Here is a 25,250-nt window from a genome sequence, read left to right as displayed (position 1 = left end):
GAGAAACGCCTTTCTGCATGAGACAGGTGTTGTGAAGACGTTTCTCACGCAGAAGGGTGTTTCTCGCGGTCAGTGGTTCATTTCTGGGGCTCAGCGGTTGATGTCGTCGGCGTCCCAATGCAGCGAAGCGCCTTCGCGCAGCGGCAACGCCTCGAGCGACGAATCTGTGCAGATCGCCCTAATGAGTTCGTTCGAGCCCGCAACGATCGTGGAGTCGTAGTCGATCTCAGTCACCACGACCCATGCATGGTCGGCGGGCCACAGCAGGCTGAGCGGTTCATCGTCCCAGGGGGCGCTATTGCGCCACTCGGACTGGGTGAACATCGATGGCGCGGCCGAGAACAGCACGTGATCGCGGTCGGGCAGTTCGAGTCGAGGCCCCTTTGAGATCTCGTCAGACAGGATGCCGGGGTGCCAGGTTCTCCGCTGGAACAGCTTGTCCAAAGGAGAGTAGATGCTCTGCTGCAGCATCTGCTGATGGACGGCATCCTCGCTGTAGGTGAGTGAATTCTGTGATGGGCCCGTCCGCGCGTCTCCCACCAACCCGCCCCAGCCTTCCCAGACCGCGGCGAACCCGTCATCGGGTGTCGTCGTGTGTGCGAGCAGGTGCGTGGCGAGCTGGTTCAGGGTCGCGTCATCAAGATTTCCCTCGCTGGGGGCCGAGAACTTACGTCCGTCCGGAGCGACCCGGGTGTGCCAACTGCCCTCGGTGGGTGTCTTCACAAGGTGCTGCCACGATGCCTGGGCGTGCAGCGTCGTGCCGAAGGCCGCCGCCGCCGCTGCCCAAGTGGTCGCCTCGCCGACAGCATCCGCAGCATCCGCCGCCGATCTCACGGACGGCGCGTGGAAGACTCGTGCGCACGCCTCGAAATCGTGTGGCACGAAGTGGTGGATGCTCCAATCCTCACTGAGTCGCTCGCGCAGCCAGTTACCGACAGAGACATCTGCAATCCACTCCATGTCGGCCACGCTACCCGGCGCGGCCGGTGTGATGCGGTCACCGTTCCCGTGCGGCGGGCGGGCGGGCGGGTGCGGAGGACGGGGCGGGGTGGTTAGCTCGCGGCCGCGGCGACCTGAACAGCCGCCCCGATCGCCCACACGTACGGTGGCACGGTCTGGTTGATCTCCCAATCGCCGATGATGCGCTGTTTGAACACCACCGGGTTGTGCGAGCTGACTGTGCGAGCGTTGCGCCAGTGACGGTCGAGTCGCTTCGCAGCGGAGGTACCCGACGCGCCGAGCGCGTCGAAAAGGGCGCTCGTGGCTGATTGAGCGAGGCTCGTGATGACGACCTGACCGCGAGCCGAATCCAGCTCAGCGCGGATGTTCGCTTCTTCCTCTGCATCCGCATCTGCAACGAAGTGGCCAAGGTAGGCGTCCTGCGATGCCTCGGCCGCACGCACGGCGGTGGCGCGGGCGGCGAACGCCTGCGATCCAGCGATACCGACGACACTCTGCACGAGCGGGTCCTGGTTCCATTCCGGGCTCGCACCGTGACTGAACACGCGCTTGCGTCGCTGCGCCTCACCAGCGAACTCGGTCACGGCGTTCTCGGCGATGCCTGCGAGAGTCGCCAGCAACACCACTTGGTAAAAAGCGGTTTGGTAGCGGAAGCGGTCGGCGAACGCACTGACCGCTTCGGCATCAACCCGGGCGTTCTCGAGAACGGTCGTGCCGCTGCCGGTGGTGCGCTGACCGAAGCCGTCCCAGTCGTCGAGCAGGGTCACTCCACTCTGATGGGTGTTCACAATCGCGATGACGGTCTCGCCCGTGTCGAGTCGCTGTGCATACACATCGAGCCAGTCGGCGAAGATGCTGCCGGTGCTGTAATACTTCGTGCCGTTGACGACGAGGCCATCGGGGCCCGCTGACACCTTCGTGTTGACGTCGCCGACCTTCACTTCGCCGATTTCGGTCCAGGCGTTGCCGGCGAGCTCTCCGTTGACGAAGCGCCGGAACCACGTCGATTGGTCGCTGGCAGCATGGGCATTGAGGCGATCCTCGACAAGAGCGAAGTGACCGCGCAACGCCTGCGGCAGGTTCGGGTCGGCGGCCGCGAGATCGGCGAGAAGTTCGACGAGCTGAGGCAGCGAGACGCCGTATCCACCGTATTTCTTCGGCACGCGGAGGGCCCCGAATCCGGCCTCGGCGAGTGCGCGGATGCCGTCACGCGGAAGCTCTCTGGACTCATCGCGGTCGCGCGCACCCTCAGCGATGGCGTCGAGAATCGCGCGAAACCGCGCGCGAATCGGCGTGAGGTCGGCACCGCTGGAGATTTCGGAAGAGTCAACGAAGAAGCTGGTCATGACCCAGACGCTAGTCACCGCAGACGCCCTTGGCCGAGAGACCGTCGCGTAACGTCACGTGACGAAACGTGAGGACACAGCATTGACGCGCGGCGGGAACGGCTGGGAGCGTGGCTGCATTCACGGCCCGGACGCAACTCTGCGAGTGCGACGGACGCCAGACCGGACAGGAGATCCGAAATGACCACTGCGATCACAGCATCCGCCCTCGTCGACCGCTGGTCGAGCGCGCCTCGCCCCGCAACGGAGCAGGAATGGCTCGCTCGCGCACAGGAAGTCGCCGACATCCTCGCCGCCGACGCCGTCGAGCGCGATCACGCTAACGAGGCACCACACACCGAGGTGGCGCTGCTCAAGAATGCAGGATTGGTCACCGTGCTCGGCCCGCGAGCCCACGGCGGAGCAGAGCTGCCCTGGGACGTCGTGAACCGGATCGTACGCATCATCTCGCGGGCGGACGGCTCGATCGGACAGTTGCTCGGCTACCACTACGTATGGGCCTGGGCGGTGCGCCTGGTCGGGACCGAGGCGCAGATTGCCGCCGTCGAGCAGCTGTACACCGAGGGCAACCTGTTCTTCGGTGGCGCGGTGAACCCCCGCGACTCCGATCTCGCGATCACCGAAGAAGGCGACGAGCTCATTTTCACGGGGCGCAAATCGTTCTCGACCGGAGGTCGTGTCGCTGACCTCACTGTTCTGGAGGGCGTGCTTGCCGGCACCGACACGCACATCTTCGCTATCGTCCCGACCGATCAGCCCGGCATCCGCTTCCTCGGCGACTGGGACAACCTCGGTCAACGCCTCACCGAGTCTGGGGGAGTGGAGATCGAGGGTGTGCGTGTGGACTGGGCGGGCGCTGCCGGCTTCACCGACCGCGTCTTCCAGCCGTTGGCCTACAACGAACTCAAGGTGCCTGCGTTGCAGGCCGTTTTCAACAACATCTACCTGGGAATCGCCGAGGGTGCGCTCGCCGCAGCCAGTGCGTACACCCGTGAGCGGACCCGCGCGTGGCCGTATGGCGGCGAGGACAAGCGGCGCGGTGTGGACGAGTTCTATGTGCTGGAAGGATACGGTCAGCTGGCCTCGAAAATCTGGGCGGATGCCGCACTCATCGACGCGGTCGACATTGAGATCAGCGCTGCACTGCACGCACCTCGGGAAGAGCTCACCGAGCGTCGCCGCGGTGAGCTCGCCGTCCGCGTTGCGGCCGCAAAGGCGCGAATTATCGAAGACGGTCTCGAGGTCGCGACCCGCATCTTCGAACTGACCGGCGCCCGCGCGACCGCGAACAGCATCGGCCTCGACATTTATTGGCGCAACCTCCGCACGCACAGCCTGCACGACCCGCTGCCGTACAAGCGGCACGAAGTGGGTCGCTTCGTCCTGCTCAATGAGGTGCCAGAGCCCAGCTGGTACACGTGAGCGTCGGAGCTTGGACGGGTGCGCTGACAGCTGTGTTCGAGACACGCCCGGATCTCAAGTAGACTGTTGTGGTTGTCTGCCCATCGGACCGCATTCGGCGGCGAGAAGAGCAGGCACGTGCACACACCCTCCTGTTTTCGGGAAATTCCCGAAAACCGTTCTAGTCCGAAGGAGGTGGGTAAGTGACGCACCAGTACGAACTCATGGTCATTCTGACCCCCGAGATCGACGAGCGCATCGTCGCCCCGACCCTCGACAAGTTCCTGAAAGTCATCACCAATGATGGTGGCTCGATTGACAAGGTCGACATCTGGGGTAAGCGCCGTCTGGCTTACGAGATCCAGAAGAAGACCGAGGGCATCTACGCCGTCGTCAACTTCACGGCTACAAGCGAAACCACGCAGGAGCTTGACCGTCAGCTGAAGCTGAACGAGCAGATCATGCGCACCAAGGTTCTGCGTGCCGAGGAAGCTCAGGCAATGGTCGCATTCGAAGCCAAGCGCTCCGAAGAGAAGGCTGCTCGCAAGGCCGCCAAGGCAGCAAAGGCCTAAGGCTCATGGCTGGCGAAACCGTCATCACCGTTGTGGGAAACCTCACGGCCGACCCCGAGCTGCGTTACACGCAGAACGGGCTGCCGGTGGCGAACTTCACCATCGCATCAACGCCGCGCAGCTTCGACCGGGCAGCGAATGAGTGGAAGGACGGCGATGCGCTGTTCCTCCGCGCATCTGTCTGGCGCGAGTTCGCCGAGCACGTGGCGGGCTCGCTGACGAAGGGCATGCGTGTTGTTGCGCAGGGCCGTCTGCGTCAGCGTTCCTACCAGGACCGCGAGGGCAACCAGCGCACCGCTATCGAGCTGGAGGTCGACGAGATCGGCCCTTCGCTTCGGTACGCGACCGCGCAGGTTACCCGCGCTGCTTCTACCGGCGGTGCCGGTGGCGGCGGCGGTGGACAGTCGCGTCCCGCGCAGCAGCAACAGCAGGTATCGGAGGAGCCGTGGTCAACACCCGGTTCATCGACCAGCGCTGATGCGTGGAGTACTCCTGGCAGCTTCGGCGACGACACCCCGTTCTAAAGTTCTGGGTTTAAAGTTTCTGGATGCCTCGGCATCCGCTCATCAATAAGGAATAACCATGGCTGGAAAGTCGAGCGGCGACCGCCGCAAGCCGCGGAAGGGTGGCAAGCCCACCGCTCCCGCGAAGTCGATCCGGGTTGGCGTCATTGATTACAAGGACATCGCAACCCTCCGTAAGTTCGTTTCGGAGCGTGGGAAGATCCGCGCCCGTCGTATCACCGGTGTCTCGGTGCAGGAGCAGCGTCTGATCGCCACGGCGATCAAGAACGCACGCGAAATGGCGCTCCTGCCCTACGCTGGCGCAGGCCGGTAAGGGGTAACGAGATGGCAAAGCTGATTCTCACGAACGAAGTTGCCGGGCTCGGAAGCGCCGGCGACGTGATCGAGGTCAAGAACGGGTACGCCCGTAACTACCTCATCCCCCAGGGCCTCGCTACGGCGTGGACCCGTGGTGGTGCCAAGCAGGTCGAGTCGATCCAGGCCGCCCGCAAGGCGCGCGCCATTCACGACCGCGACGAGGCTGTGGCTCTGAAGGACAAGATCGAAGACACGAAGGTTCGTCTGGCCGTCAAGGCTGGCGCTGCCGGACGTCTGTTCGGTTCTGTCAAGACCGACCACGTCGCTGACGCTGTTGAGGCTGCTGGCCTCGGCAAGATCGACAAGCGCAAGGTGACGATCACCGCGCCGATCAAGTCGACTGGCGACCACGAGGCGACTGTGCGTCTGCACGAAGACGTCATCGCCGTCATCACCCTTCAGGTCGTCGCGGCCAAGTAGTCCGCAACCACCTGCGCGAACGCCCTCTGTCCTTCGGGATAGGGGGCGTTCCGCGTTGGCGCGCTGGTGTGTTGTGAATCGGATGCCGGGCACACCGGTGTCCGGTTGGGCCGACAATTCCTCTTCGAGGGTGCCGGCCCAACCGGACCGTTTACCGCTGGTGTTCGGCTACTGCATCGTGCGGCGACGCAGTAGCAGGCCGGCACCGAGCAGCATCAGCAGTGCAGCCAGCACTGTGGGTGCAAGATCGCTGCTGCCACCGGTGGCAGCGAGCCGCGGAGCCGTTGCCATGATGGCCGATCCGTTTCCGCTCGGGACGGTTCCGGGGTTCGGGTTCGTCCCGGGGTCGGTTCCGGGGTTATTTCCCGGGTCGGTGCCCGGGTCGGTACCAGGATCGGTGCCCGGGTCGGTCCCAGGATCCGTGCCGGGGGTTGTTCCCGGTCCGGGGTCGGTGACAGTGCTGGTCCCGACGACCGAGATCGCGTTGCCGCCGATCGTAAGCGGGATGCTGAGCGGAGCCGCGATTTGCGACCCACCCAGGATCGATCCCACACCCGATGTGAGGATGTCACCACCCGCCGCCGGTGGCGATGCGGGCGTGCCCGCGCCTCCTCCGGTCACATCGCTCGTGCCGAGCACGCTGATCGCATTACCGAGAACCGCTACCGGTGCGGTGACGGGTGCGATCACCTGAGTGCCGCTGGCGACACCGTCTGTGCCGTCGGTGACAGCCTCAGGTGTCGTAGCATCCGTGGTGCCCGTTAACGGTGCTGGCGTTGAGGAGGCGGGTGCCGCCGACTCCTCAGACGCTGCGACGTCGCTTGTGCCCAACACCGAGATGGCATTGCCAGACACGTTGACCGGAACGTTCACCTGTAGCAACGCCTGGCTGCCGCCAAGCAGCGAGTCGGTGCCAGATGTCGTCACGGATGGCACCCCCGCAGCCGGAGCGGAAGCCTGGGGAGCTTCAGTCTGGGGATCAGCGGGAGGGGTGCTGGTTGAAGATGAACCGAGAAGGCTCACCGCGGTGTTTTGGATGGTCACCGGAACGTCGACGGTGATGACCGCCTGCGTCCCGGATGCCACCCCATCTGTACCGCTCGTGGTCGCGACCGGATCGGTCGCGGTGGGTTCTGCAACGGCGGCGGGTTCTGGTGCCGGTGCATCCACGCTGGATGTTCCGAGCAGGGCGATGGCTCTTCCGGTGATATCAACGGGTATCGAGACGGGGATGATCGCCTGGGTTCCGGAGAGGATGCTGTCCTCTCCATCGGTTTCTGCCGCATTGGCGGCTGTGGCGCCGAGCAGGGTGATCCCGCCGGCTACCAGCACGCCCCAAAGGACGCGCCTCACTGTTGTACGCATAATGTTCAGCTCCTGACTGAGGTGGGGTTGATGAGGTCCGCGCGATCTGGGGTCGCGCGCGACACGTCTGTCATCCGCGAGGGATGACAGAACCCCGGTCAGTCAGGAGAGGTGTCGGTTTCGGCGACCGGAGACGACGGCAGATCGTCATCCGGTGCGCCGAGAGTTCGCTTCCAGTAATGAAGCGAGTCGACGGGGGTGTCAGCGAGGCGTGCACCGTCACCAACGGGGCCTGCGCCGTGTCCGGCGGAGGAAGAAGGTGCCGGCGAACCCGGCGGAGCATGCGCGCCTTCGCAGGCAGCGACGGCACATCGCTGGCATCCGCACTGTCATCCACGGTGGCGAGCGTGGCTCCGGAATCGTCAAATAAGCGTCCGGTGAGCATGGTCGCGGTGGCTGCCGGGGCAGACGTCTCGGCGCTTGCCACGGCCGTGATGGGGGCCGAAACGATTCCGGTCGGTATGTCGCTCTGGGGCGAGACTCCGGAGTCTGTGGTGTCTACAACGGCTGCGACATCATCGACGGCACCGGGGACGCCGAGACCGCTGAGAACATCGCCGATGACGGGGACGGCGGTAGCGGCATCCAGAATCGGGGTAGTGATGCTTGAAACGGGGGCGTGTTGAAGCAGATCGGTCACCACCGGGACGGATTCAGACGCCACCTGCACGACGGGAGTCTGCAAGATAGGTGCGACGACATCGGCCACTACGGGTGTCACGACCTCTGTCACGAGCGGAGCGACGATCGACGTGACGTTTCCGAGGAGTCCGTCGGGCTCTTCCTCGGCGTGTGCGGCGCCACCGCTGGTGAGGATGCTGAGCGTCGCCCACGCGAGCACTCCGAACGTGCTCCACGCGATGCCGGTCGAAATCCGACGGGATGTAGCAGTAGCCACGTTCACCTCCCCCTCGAAGGGAAACGTTCACAACACAAGATGCGTCGTGTGGCCGACGATACCCGTTGGCGGCAGCGCGTGTCTAGGGCTAATTCGCGTGTGACCGGCGCCTTACCACCGCACGCCCGGAAGACGCGCCCGACAAAATTCGCGCTTGACTTCTCCCCAAGTTGTACACATCTTCCAACGAGTGAGGGAAACCTTCAATGACGCGTTTAAGTCGATTCTCATCCACAGCATCGTGAATACTAAATATCCAGGTCAAAGGCAATAAATGAGCATAAATATTGCGTACAGCACAGGGTTATCCACATGTGTTTTACACAGACACTCCGAAGTTCTCCGCACACTCTCCACAGAGTTATCCACAGGCCGTGTTGCAGGTGGAGAACGTCGCTTCTAGCGTGGGGGAGCGACGAGATGTCGGTGGTGTGTGATTCGCTGTGTGCGATCGCGGGACACTCCGCCGTCGCCACCAACATCTAGCGCACCGAAGGGAGCACCGTGTCGATTGCCGACATCTCGGAGGAGCGTCTCGGGGGCCAGCGCAAGCCAGAGCGCACGCCACCACACGACCTTCTCGCCGAACAGAGCGCCCTCGGTGGAATGCTCCTGTCGAAGGATGCTGTCGCCGATGTGATCGAGACGCTCAGGGGCGCCGACTTCTACATTCCGAAGCACGAGCTCATCTTCGAGGCGATTCTCTCGCTGTACTCGCACGGTGAGCCCACAGACGTCGTTGCGGTCACCGACGAGCTGATCAAGACCGGCGAGCTGGGCCGCGCCGGCGGCGCCGACTACCTGCACACGCTTACGTCGATCGTGCCGACCGCGGCGAACGCTGGGTACTACGGCAGCATCGTTTCGGAGCGTGCGATCCTCCGTCGCCTCGTCGACGCGGGCACTCGCATCGTGCAGCTCGGCTACGACGGTCAGGGCGAAGCTGCTGACATCGTCAACAACGCGCAGGCAGAGATCTACGCGGTCACCGGCATGCAAGAGGTCGAAGACTACGTTCCGCTGACCGTCGCTGTCGATGCTGCGGTCGAAGAGATCGAGGCCGCCAGCGGTCGTGACGGTTCGATGACCGGCGTGCCGACCGGCTTCAAAGAGCTCGACGAGCTGACGAACGGTTTGCACGGCGGGCAGATGATCGTTGTCGCGGCCCGACCGGCAATGGGTAAGTCGACGCTTGCGTTGGACTTCGCTCGTTCCGCCGCCATCGGCCACAACCAGCCGGCGATCTTCTTCTCCCTCGAGATGGGCAAGGCTGAGATCGCGATGCGCCTGCTCAGTGCCGAGGGCGCGATCCCACTGCAGCACATGCGTAAGGGCACGCTCGACCCGCGCGACTGGACGACCGTGGCAGCGACCCGTGGTCGCATCAACGATGCACCGCTCTATATTGACGACAGCCCCAACATGACGCTCGTGGAGATTCGTGCGAAGTGCCGTCGCCTCAAGCAGCGTTCGGGACTGCGGATGGTCATCATCGACTACCTGCAGCTGATGACGAGCGGCAAGCGCGTCGAGTCTCGCCAGCAAGAGGTCTCGGAGTTCTCGCGTGCGTTGAAACTGCTCGCGAAGGAGCTGCAGGTTCCGGTCATCGCACTGTCGCAGCTGAACCGTGGTTCTGAGCAGCGCCAAGACAAGAAGCCCCAGATCAGCGACCTTCGTGAGTCGGGCTCGATTGAGCAGGATGCCGACATGGTGATCCTGCTCCACCGCGACTCGGTCTACGACAAGGACATTCGCCCCGGCGAGGCTGACCTGATCGTCGCGAAGCACCGTAACGGCCCGACTGCGACGATCAACATCGCGTTCCAGGGGCATTACTCCCGGTTCATGGACATGGCCCCGGGTGGGGACTTTAACTGAGTGTAGGTTCCACTAACGGGGAGCAACGAGATGAGAGCACTTCGATACTCGATCAACGTCACGCTCGACGGCTGCTGCCATCACGAGGCAGGGCTCCCGCCGGACGAAGAGTCGATGCGCTATTGGACCGCCGAGATGGCACGGGCCGATGCCCTGCTGTTTGGCCGGGTGACCTACGAGATGATGGAGTCGGCGTGGCGGAAGCCAGCCACGAATACGTGGCCTGACTGGATGGATGAGTGGGAGATCCCGTTCGCCGAGACCATCGACCGGGCGAAGAAGTACGTCGTGTCGAGCACGCTGAACGGGGTCGACTGGAACGCCGAGCTGGTGCAAGGAGACTTGGGTCAAGCGGTGCGGCGGCTCAAACAAGAGCCAGGCGAACGCCTCTGGGTGGGCGGAGTGACGCTTCCCCTGGCGTTGGCAGATCTGGGATTGATCGACGAATACGAGTTCATTGTGCAGCCGGTCCTTGCCGGACACGGGCCTACATTGCTCGCCGGTCTGCGCGAGCGCATCCAGCTCGAGCTCGTGGATCGCCAAGACTTCCAGTCGGGGGCGGTCGCGCTCCGATATCGACCCACGCGAGTAACGGTTTGATGAGACGGCCGCGCAAGGCCTGAAATACCCCTAGGGGGTATGGTTGGTGAACGCGGTGGGCTTCCCGCACGGTTCCCCAAATGCCAAAGAGGATCAGTTCATGAGCAACCCGCACAACGCCAGCGCTGAGCACCCCAGACACGATGCTCATAACGGACACGATGCTCATAACGGGCACGGCGCTCAGAATGGTCATGCTGGGCACGGCGACCACGTCGGCCAGTTCCGGCGGCTCTTCTGGATCATGCTTGTCATCGCCATCCCGACCGTTGCCCTGTCTGGCATGTTCGCGTCGATCGTCGGCTACCCGCTCCCCGATATTCCCGGTCTAACGTGGGTCTCCCCGGTCCTGGGAACAGTCATGTATGTCTGGGGCGGAAAGCCGTTCCTCGTTGGGGCGCTGAGTGAGCTCCGCTCGCGCGCACCAGGGATGATGCTGCTCATCGGGCTCGCCATCACCGTCGCTTTCCTCGCCTCGTGGGGTGCGAGCCTCGGAGCCCTTCATCACGAGCTCGACTTCTGGTGGGAACTCGCGCTCCTGATCGTCATCATGCTGCTGGGGCATTGGATCGAGATGCGCTCCCTCGCCCAGACGACATCTGCCCTGGATTCTCTCGCCGCTCTTCTCCCGGATGAGGCCGAACGCGTCGAAAACGAGACGGTCGTGACTGTCTCTCCAGACGACCTCGTCGTCGGCGACGTCGTCGTCGTGCGACCAGGTGGCAGCATCCCCGCTGACGGGCGCATCGTCGATGGACGCGCATCTATGGATGAATCCATGGTGACCGGTGAATCCCGCACTGCGACCCGCACCATTGGTGACCAGGTCACGGCGGGCACAGTTGCCACTGACTCCGGGCTTCGAGTCGAGGTCACGGCTACCGGTGACGACACCGCTCTCGCCGGCATCCAACGTCTTGTGAGCGACGCACAGAATTCCTCATCGCGCGCGCAACGCCTCGCCGATACCGCCGCCGGGTGGTTGTTCTGGTTCGCGCTCGGCGCCGCCGTTATCACCGCACTTGTATGGACGCTCATCGGGTTCCCGGATGCCGCGGTGATCCGCACAATCACGGTGCTCGTCATCGCCTGCCCTCACGCACTTGGGCTCGCGATTCCGTTGGTTGTTTCAATCGCCACCGAACGCGCGGCACGTGGCGGCGTGCTCATTAAGGATCGGATCGCGCTCGAGAGCATGCGCACCGTCGACACCGTGCTGTTCGACAAGACCGGCACGCTCACGAAGGGCGAGCCCGTCATCTCGGAGGTATCCGTCGTCGAGGGGATCGACACTGACCGGGTGCTCGCCCTGGCCGCGGCCGCAGAATCTGACAGCGAGCATCCGCTTGCGAAGGCGATCGTTCGGGCGGCAGGCGACAAACAGCTCAGCATCCCGAAGAGCGGCGACTTCACGTCATCTCCCGCGGTAGGGGTCACCGCGACCGTCGAGGGAACGACCGTTCGTGTTGGGGGACCGCACCTGCTCTCTGAGGAGAACGTCGAAGAGCTTCCCGTCGCTGACCGCTGGCGCAAGGATGGCGCCATCATCCTGCACGTCATCCAGGATCAACGCGTGATCGGCGCCCTGAAACTCGCCGACGAAGTGCGCCCCGAATCTCGTGAAGCGGTCGAGGCGCTACATGCCCTCGGTGTGCAGGTCGTGATGATCACCGGAGACGCCGAAGCCGTCGCACACGCTGTCGCCGAAGACCTCGGCATCGACCGAGTCTTCGCCGGGGTTCGTCCAGAGGAAAAAGCCGCGAAGGTTCAGGAGCTCCAGCACGAGGGTCGAAAAGTGGCGATGGTCGGCGACGGCGTCAACGATGCCCCCGCCCTCGCTCAGGCAGACATCGGACTCGCGATCGGCGCAGGGACGGACGTCGCGATCGCCTCCGCCGGCGTCATCCTCGCCAGCGACGACCCCCGTTCCGTACTCTCGGTTATCGAACTGTCGCGCGCCACATACCGGAAGATGAAGCAGAACCTCTGGTGGGCTGCCGGCTACAACCTCATCGCGGTGCCACTCGCCGCCGGTGTACTCGCCCCCATTGGGTTCATCCTCCCCATGTCCGTCGGGGCGATCCTCATGTCACTGTCCACCATCGTCGTCGCTCTCAACGCACAGCTACTGCGCCGCCTCGACCTTCGCCCCGACATCACGGCCCGCGCCATCCTCGACCGATGATCACACCCGGCACGGAGCACACGATGACCGATCTCAGCGAAACCCCAAGAGCCTGACACGGATGCTGCGACCGTACCCATCGATAGGGTCGCGGTCGCAGCATCCTTTGTTCGTCGCGTCAGCTCTTTCGCCGGCGTCGATGCGTCGGAACGAAAAGCAGTGCTCCGCCACCGAGCAACGCGATCGCGAGCATGGCCGACCACACGAGCTGCTCCGTCGCGACACCTGTAGTGGCGAGTGAAGCCTGCCGTGCTGAGCCAGACGCGCTGATCGGCGCGGCAACCGGGTTGAGCGATGTACTCGGAATCTCGACGACCGGATCCTCACCGAGACGCGGAGCCAAGGGTCCATCTACGCCCTCTTTGATCCACTGGCCCGACTTGTCGGCGAACGTCGCCGAGACTCCCTGCAGCAGGTACAGCCGGTTGTTCTGATTGACGTAGATGTCACCTGATGCGTGGATCATCGGCGGCGAGCCCACTACCCATCCCTGACGGTTCGGTGGGATTTCGTAGTCGAACCCTTCGCTCGTCTCCGTCGTGTTTTCGATGTCCCACCCGTACGTCGCCTTCACCTCAAGTTTGAAGTGCGCACCGATTCCTCCCTCGACGCCTACCGTGACCTCGGTTCCGAACGACGTGGTGGTCGATTGCGACGATTTCGTTTCGAACTTCAGCGCCATGGGCTTATCGGTGCGGTTGTTGATGTAGCTCGAGATAGGGCGTTCGGCCCCTTGCGCCTTCTCTGCGTTGGCAAGGCGCAGGTCGCACAACTTCATGTCGACCTCGCATACTGACTTGATGAGCTGGGCCTGTAGCGGGCGCTGACTCGCTGGAATGACGGTGACGTCCCGCGTGCTTACGGTGAACGTCACGTCCAGCGTGTCACTGTCAGGGCTCGTGCCGTGATCCGCGCATGCGTACGGCGCTGTCGAGTCGTTCGGCAGGTCGTCCCATACCGGCGCATTGTCTCCCCAGGGGTCCTGGTCGATGATCATGCACTTCCCACCGGATGTTGCGCTTCGAGGTTTATTGACCCACCCGACCACCCAGTAGCGGGTCGGTTTGCCGTTGTCGAGGATCCTGTACGTGAATGACACCTTCGCCGCCGCGCCGACGATGGGGCGATCAGGTTCGCGCCATACCGTCGCGAATGTGGTCTGGCTGGATTGCGGGACCGTCGTGGCGCCCGGCTGCGCGAACGGAAGGAGGAAGAGGTATTTGCCGTCGTCGAGTGAGACCGATCGCTCGGTCTGCACCGTTCCCGACGCCTCCGCCCACCGGTTGAGGTCAATCGAGACGGTCACGGTCTGGTTCAGCATCGAACTCTCCGAGCCCGGGGTGCGCGCGAAGCACGTGAACGGTGTGGGGGCGATCTGCACTCCACCGGCACGCGGATCGCCCGTGGTCACGTCGCAAGTGCGGAAGTAGTGAAACCCCGAGGTGTAGACGTGGATCTTGACCCAGTAGTCCTCATCGGGTGCGTTCGGTATGGCCATCGCCACTTTGTACACGACAGTCAGCTCCAGATGAGCGGACGCATCTCCGAGGTTGCCCTTGACGGAGAAGACATTCGTCGCGCTCCCGTCGATGTTGGTAGGAAACGCATTGGACACCGTTCCGTGGGTCGCGCCGGTGACGGCGCCATTGGATAGAGTTACGCGCTTCAGGTTGAAGTCGACAGTGATCGACCCCGCCTCCACCGCCTGAACCCCCACGTCGGGTTCCGCCGCGTCAGCCGCGGGCGCAGCTCCGTCCGGGACGGCCTCTACTTGCACCGACGGCTCGTCGGTCGAGGGTGTTCCCTCCTCGGAGGCATCCCCCTCCCCGGGGGCTGTGTCCTCTTCGGAGGTACTCGCCTCTTCGGATGGGGCCTGTTCTGTGGCGGCCTGTTCTGCGGCGGTCGGCTCTGTGACGGCCGCCTCCTCCTCAGCGGGATTCTGCTCTGTTGCGGTCGCCTCCTCGGAATCCGGGGCGGCGTCGCCGTCGGCCTCTGAACCTGGTGCGATCGTTGTCAGATCATCACCCCACTTCATGTCCATCGCGACGGCAGGGCTTGCAACGAACGCCGTGACCACGACAGCCATCGCCGCCATCAGTGCCGCCATCCGCCGGATGCGTCTTGTCTTGTCCATATCCTGTTCCACTCGTTAGCGCGGTTTTCCGCGGTGACATCATCCAAAATGACCAGCCAAATCGATGATTGCGTGCCGGCGAGCACTGATCCATAGACCTGTGTCGTCCGTGTGTGTCGATGCGACGATGCGCTGCTTCAGAACGCCTGCTGGATGATCGCGGCGACTTTGCCGACGTCGTCGTTGGCGACGAAGACGCCCTCGATCTCAGGGAAGAACCCCTGGTTGACGATGATCGTGAAGGCGAGCTGGCGGCCTTCGGCAGTCTCCATCACGCCGCCGAGGGTCTTCGTGCCGAGCCGCCACAGATCGTTGAACTCGTCGCGACCCATCAGGGTGCCAGTTTTCGCGCGTACCTTGCCGGCCGCGGGCCCGTCTGCCTCTACGGCGAAGAGTGAACCGTCTACGCCGAGTATCGGCATGGTCGCCTGCCAGCGCTCCGCATCAGGGCGCTTGGCCATCAGAGTTTGGATCTGCAGCGCGTTCTCGGGCGTGACGTAGTTGCCTTCGAGCCCTGATCCGTCGATGAGGGCGGCGCCGCCGATATCTAGACCCGCTTCATCCCAGATCTTCGCGATGGCGGGCATGCCCGTGTCGCAATCTGGCGAGCCGTATTCGACTGCGAGCCGGCAGATGAGAGTCTGCGCTCCGCGGTTGTAGCTGATCTTCATCACGTAGGTCGCTTCCTGCTCGAGTGAAAGCGATTCGAGTTCGGCGACCGACGGTAGCGCGTCGACGGCGGCGCGATCGGCGAGCTTCGAGGTGGGATTAGGCGTGATCGGATCGGCGGCGACACTCACTCCCGCACGTTCGAGTGCCTCGATGAAGGCGGTCCGTGCGAAGGTCGCAGGAGCCGTGAAGGCGTGCACTTTGAGTTGTGGGTCGCTGTCGGCAGCGATCGTGCCCTCCACCAGGATCTCTCCCTCACGGGTCGGCTTTGGGAGCGAGATGCTCGTGGTGCCGCCTGCCTCGACTGTCTTGACGGTCGACGTCACGATCCACGGCGAGACCACGGGGGTCATGTCGACGGTGGCCATCTCACCTGGCTCGCCGGGATGCACCATGATGTCGATGAGGTTCTGATTGATGATGATCGGCGTGATCGGCTCGCCTCCGAGAGTGCCGGTGAAGAGGCGGTCGTCGACCACCACATCGCCGCCGACGGAATCAATCCCGGCCGCTTTGATCTCGGCCGCAAGTTCGTTGAGGCCGGTCAGCGGATCCTCTGGCGTGAGGGTGGAACCCGCGAGGAAATTCGCATCGTTGTGATCGAGGTTCGTGAAATCGACCGACCCATCGTCCTTCGTGCGCCCACCCATGGTGAGGTCGCCCATGCCGACGAGGACAAGGTCGCCGGCGAGCGCACCGGCCGTGACCTCGCCCGTGCGCTTTACCGGCGTTGTGATGGTGTGGTCGGGTCCCCACTCAAGCCACGCTGCCCCGGCGCTGTAAGTCTTCACGAACGATCCGGGCTCAGCCATTCGGTTCGCATTGAGATCGATCAGCACCTCGCCGGTGTCGAGGTCGGTCACGGCGATCGACCAGGTTCCGTTGGCGTACTGATCCTGATTCATGACCTGAAGCGCGGCATCGGGCAACCCCTCGACCGCATACGGGTCCTTTGGCTCGGCAGTGCACGCGGTGGTGACGGCGAGCGTCGCCGCGGCCACTGCCGTGATGGCACCATGCGGCGTAGAGAGCTGCGGTTCATGATCAGGATCCGTTCTCGAGGATGTCGGCGATACGGCGGAACGTCTGATCGGCGGGGTGCGCCAGGGGCACCACATTCGACTCGTTCATGAAGACGACGATGCTTGCGCCGGATTCGGGCTGGTGGAAGACCGCAACCGTGAAGCCGAGGCCTTCGCCGTTGTGCCCCCACCATCCGTTGGTCTCACCCATGCCCATGGCATAGATGTCGTATGGCGGACCTTCATCGAGCGGCGCCCCCTGCATCCGCTCGGTCTGCGTCGCCGGTTCTAGCAGTGATCCGCTCGCCAGGACCTCGGCCCAGACGCGGGCGTCGTCGAGCGTGCTGACCATCGACCCCGCAGCGCCGTAGATCGACATGTTGTCGTTCTGCACGGTCTGCTCGCCGTCGCTTATCGCGTACCCGAGCGGATGCTCTGACCACTTCGAGGCGTCGATGAGGTACTGAGTGCCGGTCTGACCGAGCGGCTCAAGGATGCGCTCGGCGAGCACATCGCCGATCTCCTGCCCTGTCGCCTTCTCGACAACAGCTCCCAAGAGATTCGTGTTGGCGTTGATGTAGACCTTCTGATCACCGGGCGCGAAAAGCTCGGGCTGATCGACGGCGAAGCCGTTGAGATCGCCGAGGGTGAAGACCCTTGAATCATCTTCGCTGTAGGCCTCGCCAAACCCATCCGTATTCGTGTAGTCGTGGTTGCCGCTCGACATCTCTGCGAGTTGTCGGATCGTGATCTGATCGCCGTTCGTGATGTTGTCGACATACTGGTCGATCGTGTCGTCGAGGCTCACCTTGCGTTCGTCGACGAGCTGCAGGATGAGCGTCACGGTGTATGACTTCGTCACGCTGCGCAGTGGCCACGTCATGTCGGGGTCGATCGGTGCCTGGGCAGCGATATCGGAGAATCCGGTCAGGGATGTCCACGAACCCTCACCGGGGATCCAAACACCTACAGCAGCGCCGGGCACGCCGTATTCGGCCATAGTCGTGTCGATGACCTGTTGGAGTTCGGCCTGCAGATCGTTGGGTAGTTCGCCCTCCGGGGCCACCGGTCGGATGAACTCCGGCGCCGCAGTGGCGGGGCTCGTTTGGCTTGGCGCAGCCGAGGCCGCGCATCCGACCACGAGGAGGAGCGCACCGATCGAGGCGATGCCGGCGATCGTGCGTGGGATCCTCTGGCGATGAATGTGCTGCGTCATTAGTAGTCTCCTCGGTCGTGATGAAAGTGGGAGCGCCCCCGGCCCCCCGACAGGGAGCGCCCCCGGCCCCTCAAACACCCTCGCCGTCGAAGCACATCACCGACAAGGGACCTGGGTCGCTGATTCACCGCTTCACGGGCGACTCAGCCATGGCGGATAGGGCTTCAGGTCGTCTGCCTCGTGCGTGGGCGTTGGCGTGGGCGTGGGTGTTGGCGTGGGCTCGCCAGCACCGGACACCGCGTCCAACTGCTCGTCGGTGAGCGGCTCCGAACCGGATGTCGGCTCCTCACTCTTGTCGTCATTCACGATTCCCGCCCACCCTTCACCAGAGTCCGCGAGGCTGTTGCGTGCTCTCCGCCCATGCTGTGCGGGTTTGACGATGGGCACCATGGACGCAGGTCCCCCGTTCTCGCCAGGAGCGCTGAATCCAGAAGAAAAGGAACCAGAAAACGACTCCTTCGGATCGTTCACAGGGGACCTGCGTCTATAGCTCGTTCCGCCAGTGGCCTGGAGACTGGAACAGATCTCGCGCCGCTGGCGTGGGCGAAAGGGAGCGACGTGGACGGCATAACGAACACCCAGGCAGCCCGACGAGGCACCTCGCGGAGGCGGCCGGTCACAGCGGTCGTCGTGGTTGCAACGGCTCTGGTGCTCGCTGGTTGTGCCGGTAGCACTGCGGCGCCAAACACCGCCACGCCCAGTGCGTCATCGTCCAGCGACGCCGTCTACACCTTCGACGTGGATGCGCTTACGACGCTCTTCGAAGAATCCGTCGACGAGATGCTCGTTCCCGGCGCGGTGATGATCATCCGCACTCCGGATGGCGAGGCCGAGGTGGCCTACGGCGTCACCGAATGGGGAGGGTCCACGCCGGTGACGCTCGATGACCACATCCGCATCGGCTCGAACACGAAGACCTGGACGGGTACGGTCATCCTGCAGCTTGTCGAGGAGGGGGCCATCGCCCTCGACGATCCGGTGTCGAAGTATCGCCCGGATGTGCCCAACGGCGACAACATCACGATCGAGCAGTTGCTGACCATGCGCAGTGGCTTGTACAACTACACGCAGACGCTCGAGCTGAACACCGCGTTGGATGTCACGCCGGAGCGGGTGTGGGATCCGGAGGAGCTGGTGAAGATGGGTCTCGCTGAGCCGCCGTACTTCGCCCCGGGAACGGGCTACGAGTATTCGAACACCAACACGGTGCTCCTCGGACTCATCGCCGAAGATCTCGACGGCAAGCCGCTCGCCAAGATCTACGAGGACAGGCTGTTCACTCCGCTCGGGCTCACCGAGACGTCGTACCCCGACGTGACTGACACCTCGATGCCGGAGCCCTACCCGCACGGGTATATGTTCTCCAATAACGTCGACACAATGGACGGTGAAGGATGGCTGTCCAACGCCGAGATCGCTGCGGCCGCCGCCGGGGATCTGCTGCCGACCGATCACACCAACGACAACCCGTCGTGGACGTCTGCTGCGGGCATGGGCATCTCCACAGCGCCGGAGATCGCCACCTGGGTGGAGGCGCTCGCCGGTGGCGGACTGCTGAGCGACGAGATGCAGCAGCGCCGGATGGCGAGCCTGGAGCCGAACGAAGAAGGCGGCCAGTACGGATGGGGCATCGCGGGGATGGGCACCTTCTACGGGCACATCGGGTCACTACCGGGGTACAACTCGTTCATGGGCTACGACCCCGCCACCGACGTGACCGTGGTCGTGTGGACGACGCTCGCTCCGGGTGCCGACGGTGCGGCGACGGCGGCGCTTCTCGCCAGGTACCTGATCGAATCGATGTACGGCACCAGCTGAGCCGGGGGAAAGTCAAACCCCGGCACACCGACGAGGCGCGCCGGGGTCAGTGCGCCAGGGGGACCGCGGCCTGCAGGTGACGGACGACGGCGAGCACTCGGCGGTGGTCGTCGGCATCTACCGGCAGGCCGAGGGCGTCGTAGATGTGCGAGGTGTGCTGGACGACCGCCTTTTCGCTGAGGACCAACTGCGCGGCGATCGCCGCGTTGCTGCGCCCCTCGGTCATCAGCCCGAGAACCTCGACCTGGCGCGGGGTCAGGCGGCCCACCGCCGAGGTACCGCGACTTGCCCGTGCGACCAGTACCGACACCACCTCTGGATCAAGCGCGGTGCCGCCGGCAGCAACGCGACGAACGTCGGCCGTGAATGTGCGTACGTCTGCGATCCGCTGTTTGAGCAGGTACCCGAACCCACCGCTGCCGCCTTCGAGGAGTTCGATGGCGTAGCGACGCTGCACGTGCTGCGACACAACGACCACACCGATGTCGGGATGAGTACGTCGGATGCGGAGCGCGGCGACGAGTCCCTCATCCGTGTAGGTCGGCGGCATCCGGATGTCGGTTACGACGAGCTCTGGCGAGTGACGCGCTACCTCACGTTCGAGCTGCACCGCGTCGCTGACACTGGCGAGAACATCGAACCCGTCGCTCGCGAGGATGTGCGCCATTCCTTCGCGTAGAAGCACCTCGTCTTCACCGATCACAACGCGCATGGCAACTTAACCTTCACGTTGGTTCCCCGGGTCGGCTCGGACTGGATGTCTATGGTCCCCTTGAGTGCCTCGACACGATCGGCGAGACCACGCAGGCCGATGCCTGAGCCTATGCGCGCCCCACCGATCCCGTCGTCCTCGACCTCAAGCACCATCATGCCCTCGCGTTGGTTCATCGTCACGCGCACCTTGGACGCCCGGGCGTGCTTGACGGTATTCGACAGCGCCTCGGCGACGATGAAGTACGCGGTGTGTGCGGTTGCTGTAGCGATCGTCGTCTCGTCGAGGTCGGCATGCAGCGTCGCGGGCACCGCGAGGCGGTCCACGAGATCTTCGGTCGCAGCCAAGAGGCCCTGCTCCAGCAGCGCGGCAGGCAGTACGTCGTGCACGAGTCGGCGGAGATCCGCTGCCGCGAGGTCGATTCCGCGTCGCAACGTCTCCAACTCCTCAGTCGCCGCCGATCCGGCGGTGGAACTGGCGATGGTCTGGGCTTCTATGCCGAGCAGGACGAGTTGCATCTGCAGCCCGTCGTGCAGGTCGCGCGCGATGCGGAACCGCTCTCGGTCCGCTGCCTCGACGATGCGGATGCGCGAGAGCAACAGCGCCTCGTTGCTTGAGAGCAGCTGCGTGGTCAGACGCTCCCGATCAAGCGCGATGGCGAGCACCTCGGCTGCGCGTCGGACGGGGGCTGGCCCGGCGATCATCCTCGCGTCATAATCGACGGCGCCGACGAGATCGTCATCCACCATTACGTGCAGCCAGCCTCGGTCGGCGTCCGATGCATCGTTGTGCGCCTCAAGGCCTTCCTCGTCGACGAAGCCGCCCTGCGGCGCATCCCAATACACGACCCGAAGCGTGCTGTCGCCGAGAGTCGAAGCGAGGGCTTGTGCGACGGCGGGGCGGCTCGCTCCCCGGATCGCCAGCCACTCGCTGAGTGCCTCGAGCGGGGTCGTGCGCGTGAAACTGCCCAGCAGTACACCGAGGAGGAACGCGATGGGGAGGCCCACGAGGAGTGCCGACTGCAGCACGCTGACCAAACGCAGATCCGCGCCGAGCGGGAACAGGATTCTCGGAATCATCGGCAGCGCCAGAACCGCGAGGATGCCGTATGCGAACAGTGGCAGCAAGATACGGCGGTGCGCGGCATCCGCAGCTCTCAGCCGTCGCGCAAGGACTATCGCGGTCATGATCATCACTGTCAGGCCGAGCGCGCTCTGCGCAAACGACAGCAGGTCGAACGCAACGGTTCCGATTGTCAATCCGCGCGCTGAGTCGAAGACGATGCAAGTGATGTAGCCGAGCACGACGGTGACGGTGGAGAGCGTGCCGCGGATTCGTCCGGAAGGGAACGCGAGGAGCAGGTGCACAGCCACGGCAAGCGGTGTGGTCGCGAACACCATGCTCAGCACGGTCAGCGCCGGTACTCCGACGTTGGCGGTACTCACCAGCAACACTGAAACCGCACCGATCAGCAGGAGCCCACCGATCCCGTTCGTTGGCCTCCGCCACCACGCGAACACTCCCGCGGCCGCCCAGATCCAGAACAGGCCGACAAACTGCAGGATGTCGAAGGGGCTGTCGTTGGCATCGATTCCGAGACCGATCTCGATGATCCCGATCACAAAGACGAAGACGACAATGAAGAGCAACGCGAACTCAAGCGATCCCACGCGCCGCCCTGAAGACGTCGGGGGGTCGGATGGGCGAGCGGCGTTATGGAGGGATGTGAGGACACGGGGTCTCTCTCGAGAATAAAGAAGCAAACGCGATCACTCCCAGAGTGCCCGACCTCATAGCGCCGGACAAGGGACCTGAGTCCACTCCTCGTTTAAATGGCATACTCACCGAATGGCTTACTTCGTGAAGCCCGCGCACCGCAGCGCTGCGGTCGCGGCATCCATTCCTCGCGACGAATCATTACCGCGCGTGTGCGTGATCGGAGCCGGCTCTTCAGGTCTTACCGCCGCAAAATCGCTCTACGTGGCGGGCGTCCCATTCGACTGCTTCGAGAAGGGCAGTGAGATCGGCGGCAACTGGCTGTTCAACAACCCGAACGGACAATCTGCCTGTTACGAGACGCTCGAGATCAACACGTCGTGTCCGCGGATGGCGTTCTCTGACTTCCCGATGTCCGTCGAGTACCCGGCCTCGCCCGACACGATCAGGTGCACGCCTACTTCGAGCAGTATGCAGCGCACTTCGGCTTCCGCGACATGATCACCTTCGACACGACTGTGATTGACGTCTCGCGTACCGACAGCGGCGGGTGGCGCGTACTCGTGGAAGGCCCGTCTGGCGCGGAGACCCGTGAGTATGACGCCGTGCTCGTCGCGAACGGCCATCACTGGGACCCGCGTTGGCCCGAACCCGCCTACCCCGGCACCTTCGACGGTGAGCAGATTCACGCGCATGACTATCGCTCTGGTGACCAGCTCGACGGCCGCGACGTCGTCGTCGTCGGTGCCGGCAATTCCGCCATGGACATCGCTGTCGAAGGTGCGCTCCGGGCGAAAAGCGTGACGCTCTCGATTCGTCGCGGCCAGTGGGTGATGCGCAAATTCCTGTTCGGGATGGCATCCGATCAGATCGCACTGCCCGGTTGGATGCCGTGGTGGATGACGACATTGCGTCTGCGCATTGGTGCACTTGCCTCGGGTGGCCTGAAGAAGTACGGGCTCCCGAAGCCGCCGCATGCGCCAGGGCAGTCTCATCCTGTGCAATCCGAGCAGATCCGCGATCGGATCGCGGCGGGGAAGGTCGTCGTGCGTCCCGGCATTCGTCGCTTTGACGGCGATGAGGTCGAATTCACTGACCGCACCCGCGTCCGCGCCGACCTGATTGTCTGGGCGACCGGATATCGGGTGTCATTCCCGTTCCTTGCCCCGGCGCTCGTCAATCCTGAGGGCAACGAGTTTCCGCTGTGGAAGCGCACGGTTCACCCGGACCTTCCGGGCCTCTACTTCATCGGCCTGCTGCAGCCCGTCGGTGCGGTCATGCCGCTGGCCGAGGCGCAGGCGGCATGGGTGACCGAGATGCTCACCGGTCAATACCTGCCGCCCAGCGACGCGGAGGTGCGCACTCAGATGATGCGCGATCACGAGCGCAACAAGCGCCGGTTCTACGCATCGCCGCGCCACACCATGGAGGTCGACTTCGACCACTACCTGTGGGATCTCGCCCGCGAACGCAGGGCCGGTGCGAAGCGCGGCCGCGCAGTCGGACCCAGGAGCAGACAAGCGGATGCCGTGGCAGAAGCAGGTGGCCGCATGAGCGTGCCGCTGTCACTTCAGGGTCGGGTCGTCGCGATCACGGGCGGCGCGAATGGGATCGGCCGCGAGACCGCAGCGCTTCTCGTAGACGCCGGTGCCAGGGTCGCAATCGGTGACTACGGCGGTGACGCCGCGCGTCGCGCGGCGAAGGACCTCGGTCGGAGTGTGGTCGGGTTCAACCTCGATGTCACAGACTCGGAGTCATTCGCTGCGTTCGTGGCATCCGTTGAATCGGAATGCGGGCCGATCGATATTCTCGTCAACAGTGCCGGCGTCATGTGGGTCGGATCCTTCGAGGACGAGCCCGAGATCGCGGCGCGGCGCCAACTCGACGTCAACCTGCTCGGTGTCATTCACTCGGTCAAACTCCTCGCCCCGCGCATGCGGGCGCGCGGCGCAGGTCGCATCATCACGATCGCCTCAGCGGCATCCATTCTTCCGACGCCGGGAGAGGCGACCTATGCGGCCAGTAAGCACGGCGTACTCGGATACCTGAAGGCCGTGCGCGCTGAGCTGCGCAAAACCGGCGTGCAGCTCGCTGTCATCATGCCCACAGTGGTTGACACCGCGCTCGCCGCAGGTACGAGCACGGGATCGGCGGCGATGCTGCAGCCCGCCGACATCGCCCGCGCGGTCCTGCGCACCATAGCCCGTCCACGTTTCGAGGTGACCGTGCCCGGCTATGTCGGCGTCGCGTATCGCATCGTGAGCCTGCTGCCGCAACGATTGCGCGATGCGGTACTGGGCAGAATGGTGCCGGATCAGGTGGCGTCCGTCGATCGGCAGGCGCGCTCGGGGTACGAAGGGAAGTTCACGCAGGAGTGAGCTCTGACCCAGCTGCGCCGCCAGATCTAGTTCACCGGTAGCGGGAGAGAGCACCACGTTTTTACGCCCACAGCGCTGAGGTCCCACGGCGTCAGGACTTCGGTGGCTCGAGCGGCAGCTGCGGTCCGTAGTTCCATGCCAGAATCGCGGGGTGCTCACGGTCGTATCCGAGTACGGACACAGACCCGGCACCGAAGGTAATCGACGCGCCGAACCTCGGCGCCTGGCGTAAAAATACGGCGGCGAGGATGCGCAGATAGTGCCCGTGCGCGACGAGCGCGACATCGCCATCCACCATCGCCGGAAGTACACGGGTGAGCACGCGGGAGGCCCGGGCTGCAACCTCTTCGACGGTTTCGCCCGGAGTCTCGCCGCGGATCACACCGTGGGTGAAAGCGGACCAGTTGTAGCCGAGCTCGCGCGGATGTCTTTGGTCGTACGTCCTTCATACCCGCCGTAATCCCACTCGATCAGCAGGGGATCGATCTCGGCGTGCAGCCCCGCAAGCGCAGCCGTGCGGCGGGCGCGCTGCAGTGGAGAGCTGAGCACCAGCCGGAAGTCGTAGTCGCGCACCAGTTCACCGGCGGCGCGCGCCAGCTCCTCGCCGTGCGCGGTCAGTGGCACATCCGTGACACCGGTGTGCCGTCCGCTTCGCGACCATTCGGTCTCGCCGTGTCGCAGCAGCACAAGCTTGCCCTGCGGGTTGTCGGGTGCAGGCCGGTCGGGCAGCGGATCGGTTTCGGTCACAGGGACACCGTACTCACTCGGCCTCACGGCCGAACGCGAACCGTACGCCCTTCGAACGTGACGAGGTCGCCGTCGTGCAGTTGGCGTCCGCGTCGGCGCTCCACTTCGTCATTCACGCTGACGTAACCGTCGATGGTGACCTCTTTGGCGTTGCCACCAGAATCGAGCAGACCGGAGAACTTGAGGAACTGGCCCAGGCGGATGACGTCGCCGCCGATGGGCACGTCGTCAATCGAATCAGCGTTCGTCATTCCTGAATGCTAACCGGCCAGATCGAGAAGACGATCAATCGCACCTCGCGCTCGCGTTCGGTGATCAGCTGCAGCTCTTGG

General features: G+C 64.1%; 21 protein-coding genes and 2 pseudogenes. 11 read left to right on the top strand and 12 right to left on the bottom strand.

From position 1 onward, the window contains the following. Positions 1 to 90: 90 nt before the first annotated feature. Together DC31_RS13915 and DC31_RS13910 are read right to left on the bottom strand one after the other, a co-directional pair. The gene (locus tag DC31_RS13915) at positions 91 to 960 is read right to left on the bottom strand and encodes a hypothetical protein (RefSeq protein ID WP_036281286.1); all 870 of its coding nucleotides are present in this window, start codon (positions 958 to 960) and stop codon (positions 91 to 93) included. A 92-nt stretch (positions 961 to 1,052) separates the two neighbouring features. Next, positions 1,053 to 2,306, bottom strand: coding sequence for an acyl-CoA dehydrogenase family protein (locus DC31_RS13910; protein WP_036280964.1), 1,254 nt, complete (start codon positions 2,304 to 2,306; stop codon positions 1,053 to 1,055). 180 nt (positions 2,307 to 2,486) lie between these two features. Here DC31_RS13910 and DC31_RS13905 point away from each other — a divergent pair, with 180 nt between their 5' ends. The 5 genes from DC31_RS13905 (at position 2,487) to rplI (ending at position 5,580) form a co-directional block, all read left to right on the top strand. Beyond that, on the top strand, positions 2,487 to 3,728 hold the full coding sequence (locus DC31_RS13905) for an acyl-CoA dehydrogenase family protein (RefSeq protein WP_051606990.1): 1,242 nt from the start codon (positions 2,487 to 2,489) through the stop codon (positions 3,726 to 3,728). A gap of 182 nt (positions 3,729 to 3,910) precedes the next feature. Continuing rightward, positions 3,911 to 4,279 carry a 30S ribosomal protein S6 gene (gene rpsF, locus DC31_RS13900; RefSeq protein WP_036280962.1) on the top strand — a complete coding sequence of 123 codons (369 nt, stop codon included), beginning with the start codon at positions 3,911 to 3,913 and terminating at the stop codon, positions 4,277 to 4,279. Between the two features lie 5 nt (positions 4,280 to 4,284). After that, the gene (locus DC31_RS13895) at positions 4,285 to 4,803 is read left to right on the top strand and encodes a single-stranded DNA-binding protein (RefSeq protein ID WP_036280960.1); all 519 of its coding nucleotides are present in this window, start codon (positions 4,285 to 4,287) and stop codon (positions 4,801 to 4,803) included. 58 nt (positions 4,804 to 4,861) lie between these two features. Then, complete coding sequence (rpsR, locus tag DC31_RS13890) at positions 4,862 to 5,116, top strand: 30S ribosomal protein S18 (protein WP_036280958.1); 255 nt, start codon at positions 4,862 to 4,864, stop codon at positions 5,114 to 5,116. Between the two features lie 11 nt (positions 5,117 to 5,127). Further along, a complete protein-coding gene (gene rplI, locus DC31_RS13885; RefSeq protein ID WP_036280956.1) occupies positions 5,128 to 5,580 on the top strand; it encodes a 50S ribosomal protein L9 in 453 nt (150 codons plus the stop codon). A 168-nt stretch (positions 5,581 to 5,748) separates the two neighbouring features. Here rplI and DC31_RS13880 read toward each other — a convergent pair whose 3' ends face one another. Further along, positions 5,749 to 6,933: a chaplin family protein gene (locus DC31_RS13880; protein ID WP_235201531.1), complete on the bottom strand. Its 1,185-nt coding sequence runs from the start codon at positions 6,931 to 6,933 to the stop codon at positions 5,749 to 5,751. A gap of 82 nt (positions 6,934 to 7,015) precedes the next feature. Next, entirely contained in the window at positions 7,016 to 7,843 is an 828-nt protein-coding gene (locus tag DC31_RS13875; RefSeq protein WP_152545439.1) for a hypothetical protein, read from the bottom strand. A 504-nt stretch (positions 7,844 to 8,347) separates the two neighbouring features. On the opposite strand from DC31_RS13875, the gene dnaB reads away from it, so the two are divergent. The 3 genes from dnaB (at position 8,348) to DC31_RS13860 (ending at position 12,506) form a co-directional block, all read left to right on the top strand. Beyond that, positions 8,348 to 9,721: a replicative DNA helicase gene (gene dnaB, locus DC31_RS13870; protein ID WP_051606988.1), complete on the top strand. Its 1,374-nt coding sequence runs from the start codon at positions 8,348 to 8,350 to the stop codon at positions 9,719 to 9,721. Positions 9,722 to 9,751: 30 nt separating this feature from the next. After that, entirely contained in the window at positions 9,752 to 10,321 is a 570-nt protein-coding gene (locus tag DC31_RS13865; RefSeq protein ID WP_036280950.1) for a dihydrofolate reductase family protein, read from the top strand. A gap of 100 nt (positions 10,322 to 10,421) precedes the next feature. Then, entirely contained in the window at positions 10,422 to 12,506 is a 2,085-nt protein-coding gene (locus DC31_RS13860; RefSeq protein WP_081813870.1) for a heavy metal translocating P-type ATPase, read from the top strand. Between the two features lie 118 nt (positions 12,507 to 12,624). Here the strand turns inward: DC31_RS13860 and DC31_RS13855 are convergent, their stop codons facing one another. The 4 genes from DC31_RS13855 to DC31_RS18510 all read right to left on the bottom strand — a co-directional run bounded on the left by DC31_RS13855 (position 12,625) and on the right by DC31_RS18510 (position 17,853). Next, positions 12,625 to 14,640 (bottom strand): hypothetical protein, encoded by a 2,016-nt coding sequence (locus DC31_RS13855; protein ID WP_152545438.1) that lies wholly within the window; start codon positions 14,638 to 14,640, stop codon positions 12,625 to 12,627. Between the two features lie 137 nt (positions 14,641 to 14,777). Continuing rightward, complete coding sequence (gene dacB, locus DC31_RS13850) at positions 14,778 to 16,310, bottom strand: D-alanyl-D-alanine carboxypeptidase/D-alanyl-D-alanine endopeptidase (RefSeq protein WP_160173248.1); 1,533 nt, start codon at positions 16,308 to 16,310, stop codon at positions 14,778 to 14,780. Positions 16,311 to 16,353: 43 nt separating this feature from the next. Then, positions 16,354 to 17,547 (bottom strand): serine hydrolase domain-containing protein, encoded by a 1,194-nt coding sequence (locus DC31_RS13845; RefSeq protein WP_051606983.1) that lies wholly within the window; start codon positions 17,545 to 17,547, stop codon positions 16,354 to 16,356. 132 nt (positions 17,548 to 17,679) lie between these two features. After that, on the bottom strand, positions 17,680 to 17,853 hold the full coding sequence (locus tag DC31_RS18510) for a hypothetical protein (protein WP_160173247.1): 174 nt from the start codon (positions 17,851 to 17,853) through the stop codon (positions 17,680 to 17,682). 252 nt (positions 17,854 to 18,105) lie between these two features. Between DC31_RS18510 and DC31_RS13835 the strand changes: the two genes are divergently transcribed. Further along, entirely contained in the window at positions 18,106 to 19,365 is a 1,260-nt protein-coding gene (locus DC31_RS13835) for a serine hydrolase domain-containing protein (RefSeq protein ID WP_235201530.1), read from the top strand. Between the two features lie 46 nt (positions 19,366 to 19,411). Here the strand turns inward: DC31_RS13835 and DC31_RS13830 are convergent, their stop codons facing one another. After that, on the bottom strand, positions 19,412 to 20,077 hold the full coding sequence (locus tag DC31_RS13830; RefSeq protein WP_036280942.1) for a response regulator: 666 nt from the start codon (positions 20,075 to 20,077) through the stop codon (positions 19,412 to 19,414). Next, positions 20,065 to 21,747 carry a sensor histidine kinase gene (locus DC31_RS13825; RefSeq protein WP_036280940.1) on the bottom strand — a complete coding sequence of 561 codons (1,683 nt, stop codon included), beginning with the start codon at positions 21,745 to 21,747 and terminating at the stop codon, positions 20,065 to 20,067. Before DC31_RS13825 ends, DC31_RS13830 begins: the two co-directional genes overlap by 13 nt. Positions 21,748 to 21,925: 178 nt before the next feature. Between DC31_RS13825 and DC31_RS20640 the strand changes: the two are divergent. Beyond that, positions 21,926 to 23,199 (top strand): annotated as a pseudogene (locus DC31_RS20640) (flavin-containing monooxygenase); the annotation flags it as partial. Between the two features lie 18 nt (positions 23,200 to 23,217). Further along, positions 23,218 to 24,171 carry an SDR family oxidoreductase gene (locus tag DC31_RS20635; RefSeq protein WP_442921910.1) on the top strand — a complete coding sequence of 318 codons (954 nt, stop codon included), beginning with the start codon at positions 23,218 to 23,220 and terminating at the stop codon, positions 24,169 to 24,171. Between the two features lie 91 nt (positions 24,172 to 24,262). On the opposite strand, the pseudogene DC31_RS13810 reads toward DC31_RS20635, so the two are convergent. Together DC31_RS13810 and DC31_RS13805 are read right to left on the bottom strand one after the other, a co-directional pair. Then, positions 24,263 to 24,858 (bottom strand): annotated as a pseudogene (locus tag DC31_RS13810) (histidine phosphatase family protein). Between the two features lie 83 nt (positions 24,859 to 24,941). Beyond that, a complete protein-coding gene (locus DC31_RS13805; protein WP_036280938.1) occupies positions 24,942 to 25,169 on the bottom strand; it encodes an RNA-binding S4 domain-containing protein in 228 nt (75 codons plus the stop codon). Between the last annotated feature and the right edge of the window lie 81 nt (positions 25,170 to 25,250).

It is taken from the genome of Microbacterium sp. CH12i, from assembly GCF_000685355.1.
Lineage (GTDB): Bacteria > Actinomycetota > Actinomycetes > Actinomycetales > Microbacteriaceae > Microbacterium.
Note: the sequence above shows the minus strand (reverse complement) of the source record. Positions and strands in the feature narration are given on the sequence as shown.

What these genes read in the sequence shown, in the direction of transcription:
- DC31_RS13915 (WP_036281286.1), bottom strand. Translation starts at nt 960, where the DNA reads ATGGAGTGGATTGCAGATGTCTCTGTCGGTAACTGGCTGCGCGAGCGA.
- DC31_RS13910 (WP_036280964.1), bottom strand. Translation starts at nt 2,306, where the DNA reads ATGACCAGCTTCTTCGTTGACTCTTCCGAAATCTCCAGCGGTGCCGAC.
- DC31_RS13905 (WP_051606990.1), top strand. Translation starts at nt 2,487, where the DNA reads ATGACCACTGCGATCACAGCATCCGCCCTCGTCGACCGCTGGTCGAGC.
- DC31_RS13895 (WP_036280960.1), top strand. Translation starts at nt 4,285, where the DNA reads ATGGCTGGCGAAACCGTCATCACCGTTGTGGGAAACCTCACGGCCGAC.
- rpsR (WP_036280958.1), top strand. Translation starts at nt 4,862, where the DNA reads ATGGCTGGAAAGTCGAGCGGCGACCGCCGCAAGCCGCGGAAGGGTGGC.
- rplI (WP_036280956.1), top strand. Translation starts at nt 5,128, where the DNA reads ATGGCAAAGCTGATTCTCACGAACGAAGTTGCCGGGCTCGGAAGCGCC.
- DC31_RS13865 (WP_036280950.1), top strand. Translation starts at nt 9,752, where the DNA reads ATGAGAGCACTTCGATACTCGATCAACGTCACGCTCGACGGCTGCTGC.
- DC31_RS13860 (WP_081813870.1), top strand. Translation starts at nt 10,422, where the DNA reads ATGAGCAACCCGCACAACGCCAGCGCTGAGCACCCCAGACACGATGCT.
- DC31_RS13855 (WP_152545438.1), bottom strand. Translation starts at nt 14,640, where the DNA reads ATGGACAAGACAAGACGCATCCGGCGGATGGCGGCACTGATGGCGGCG.
- DC31_RS13845 (WP_051606983.1), bottom strand. Translation starts at nt 17,547, where the DNA reads ATGACGCAGCACATTCATCGCCAGAGGATCCCACGCACGATCGCCGGC.
- DC31_RS13830 (WP_036280942.1), bottom strand. Translation starts at nt 20,077, where the DNA reads ATGCGCGTTGTGATCGGTGAAGACGAGGTGCTTCTACGCGAAGGAATG.
- DC31_RS20635 (WP_442921910.1), top strand. Translation starts at nt 23,218, where the DNA reads ATGGAGGTCGACTTCGACCACTACCTGTGGGATCTCGCCCGCGAACGC.
- DC31_RS13805 (WP_036280938.1), bottom strand. Translation starts at nt 25,169, where the DNA reads ATGACGAACGCTGATTCGATTGACGACGTGCCCATCGGCGGCGACGTC.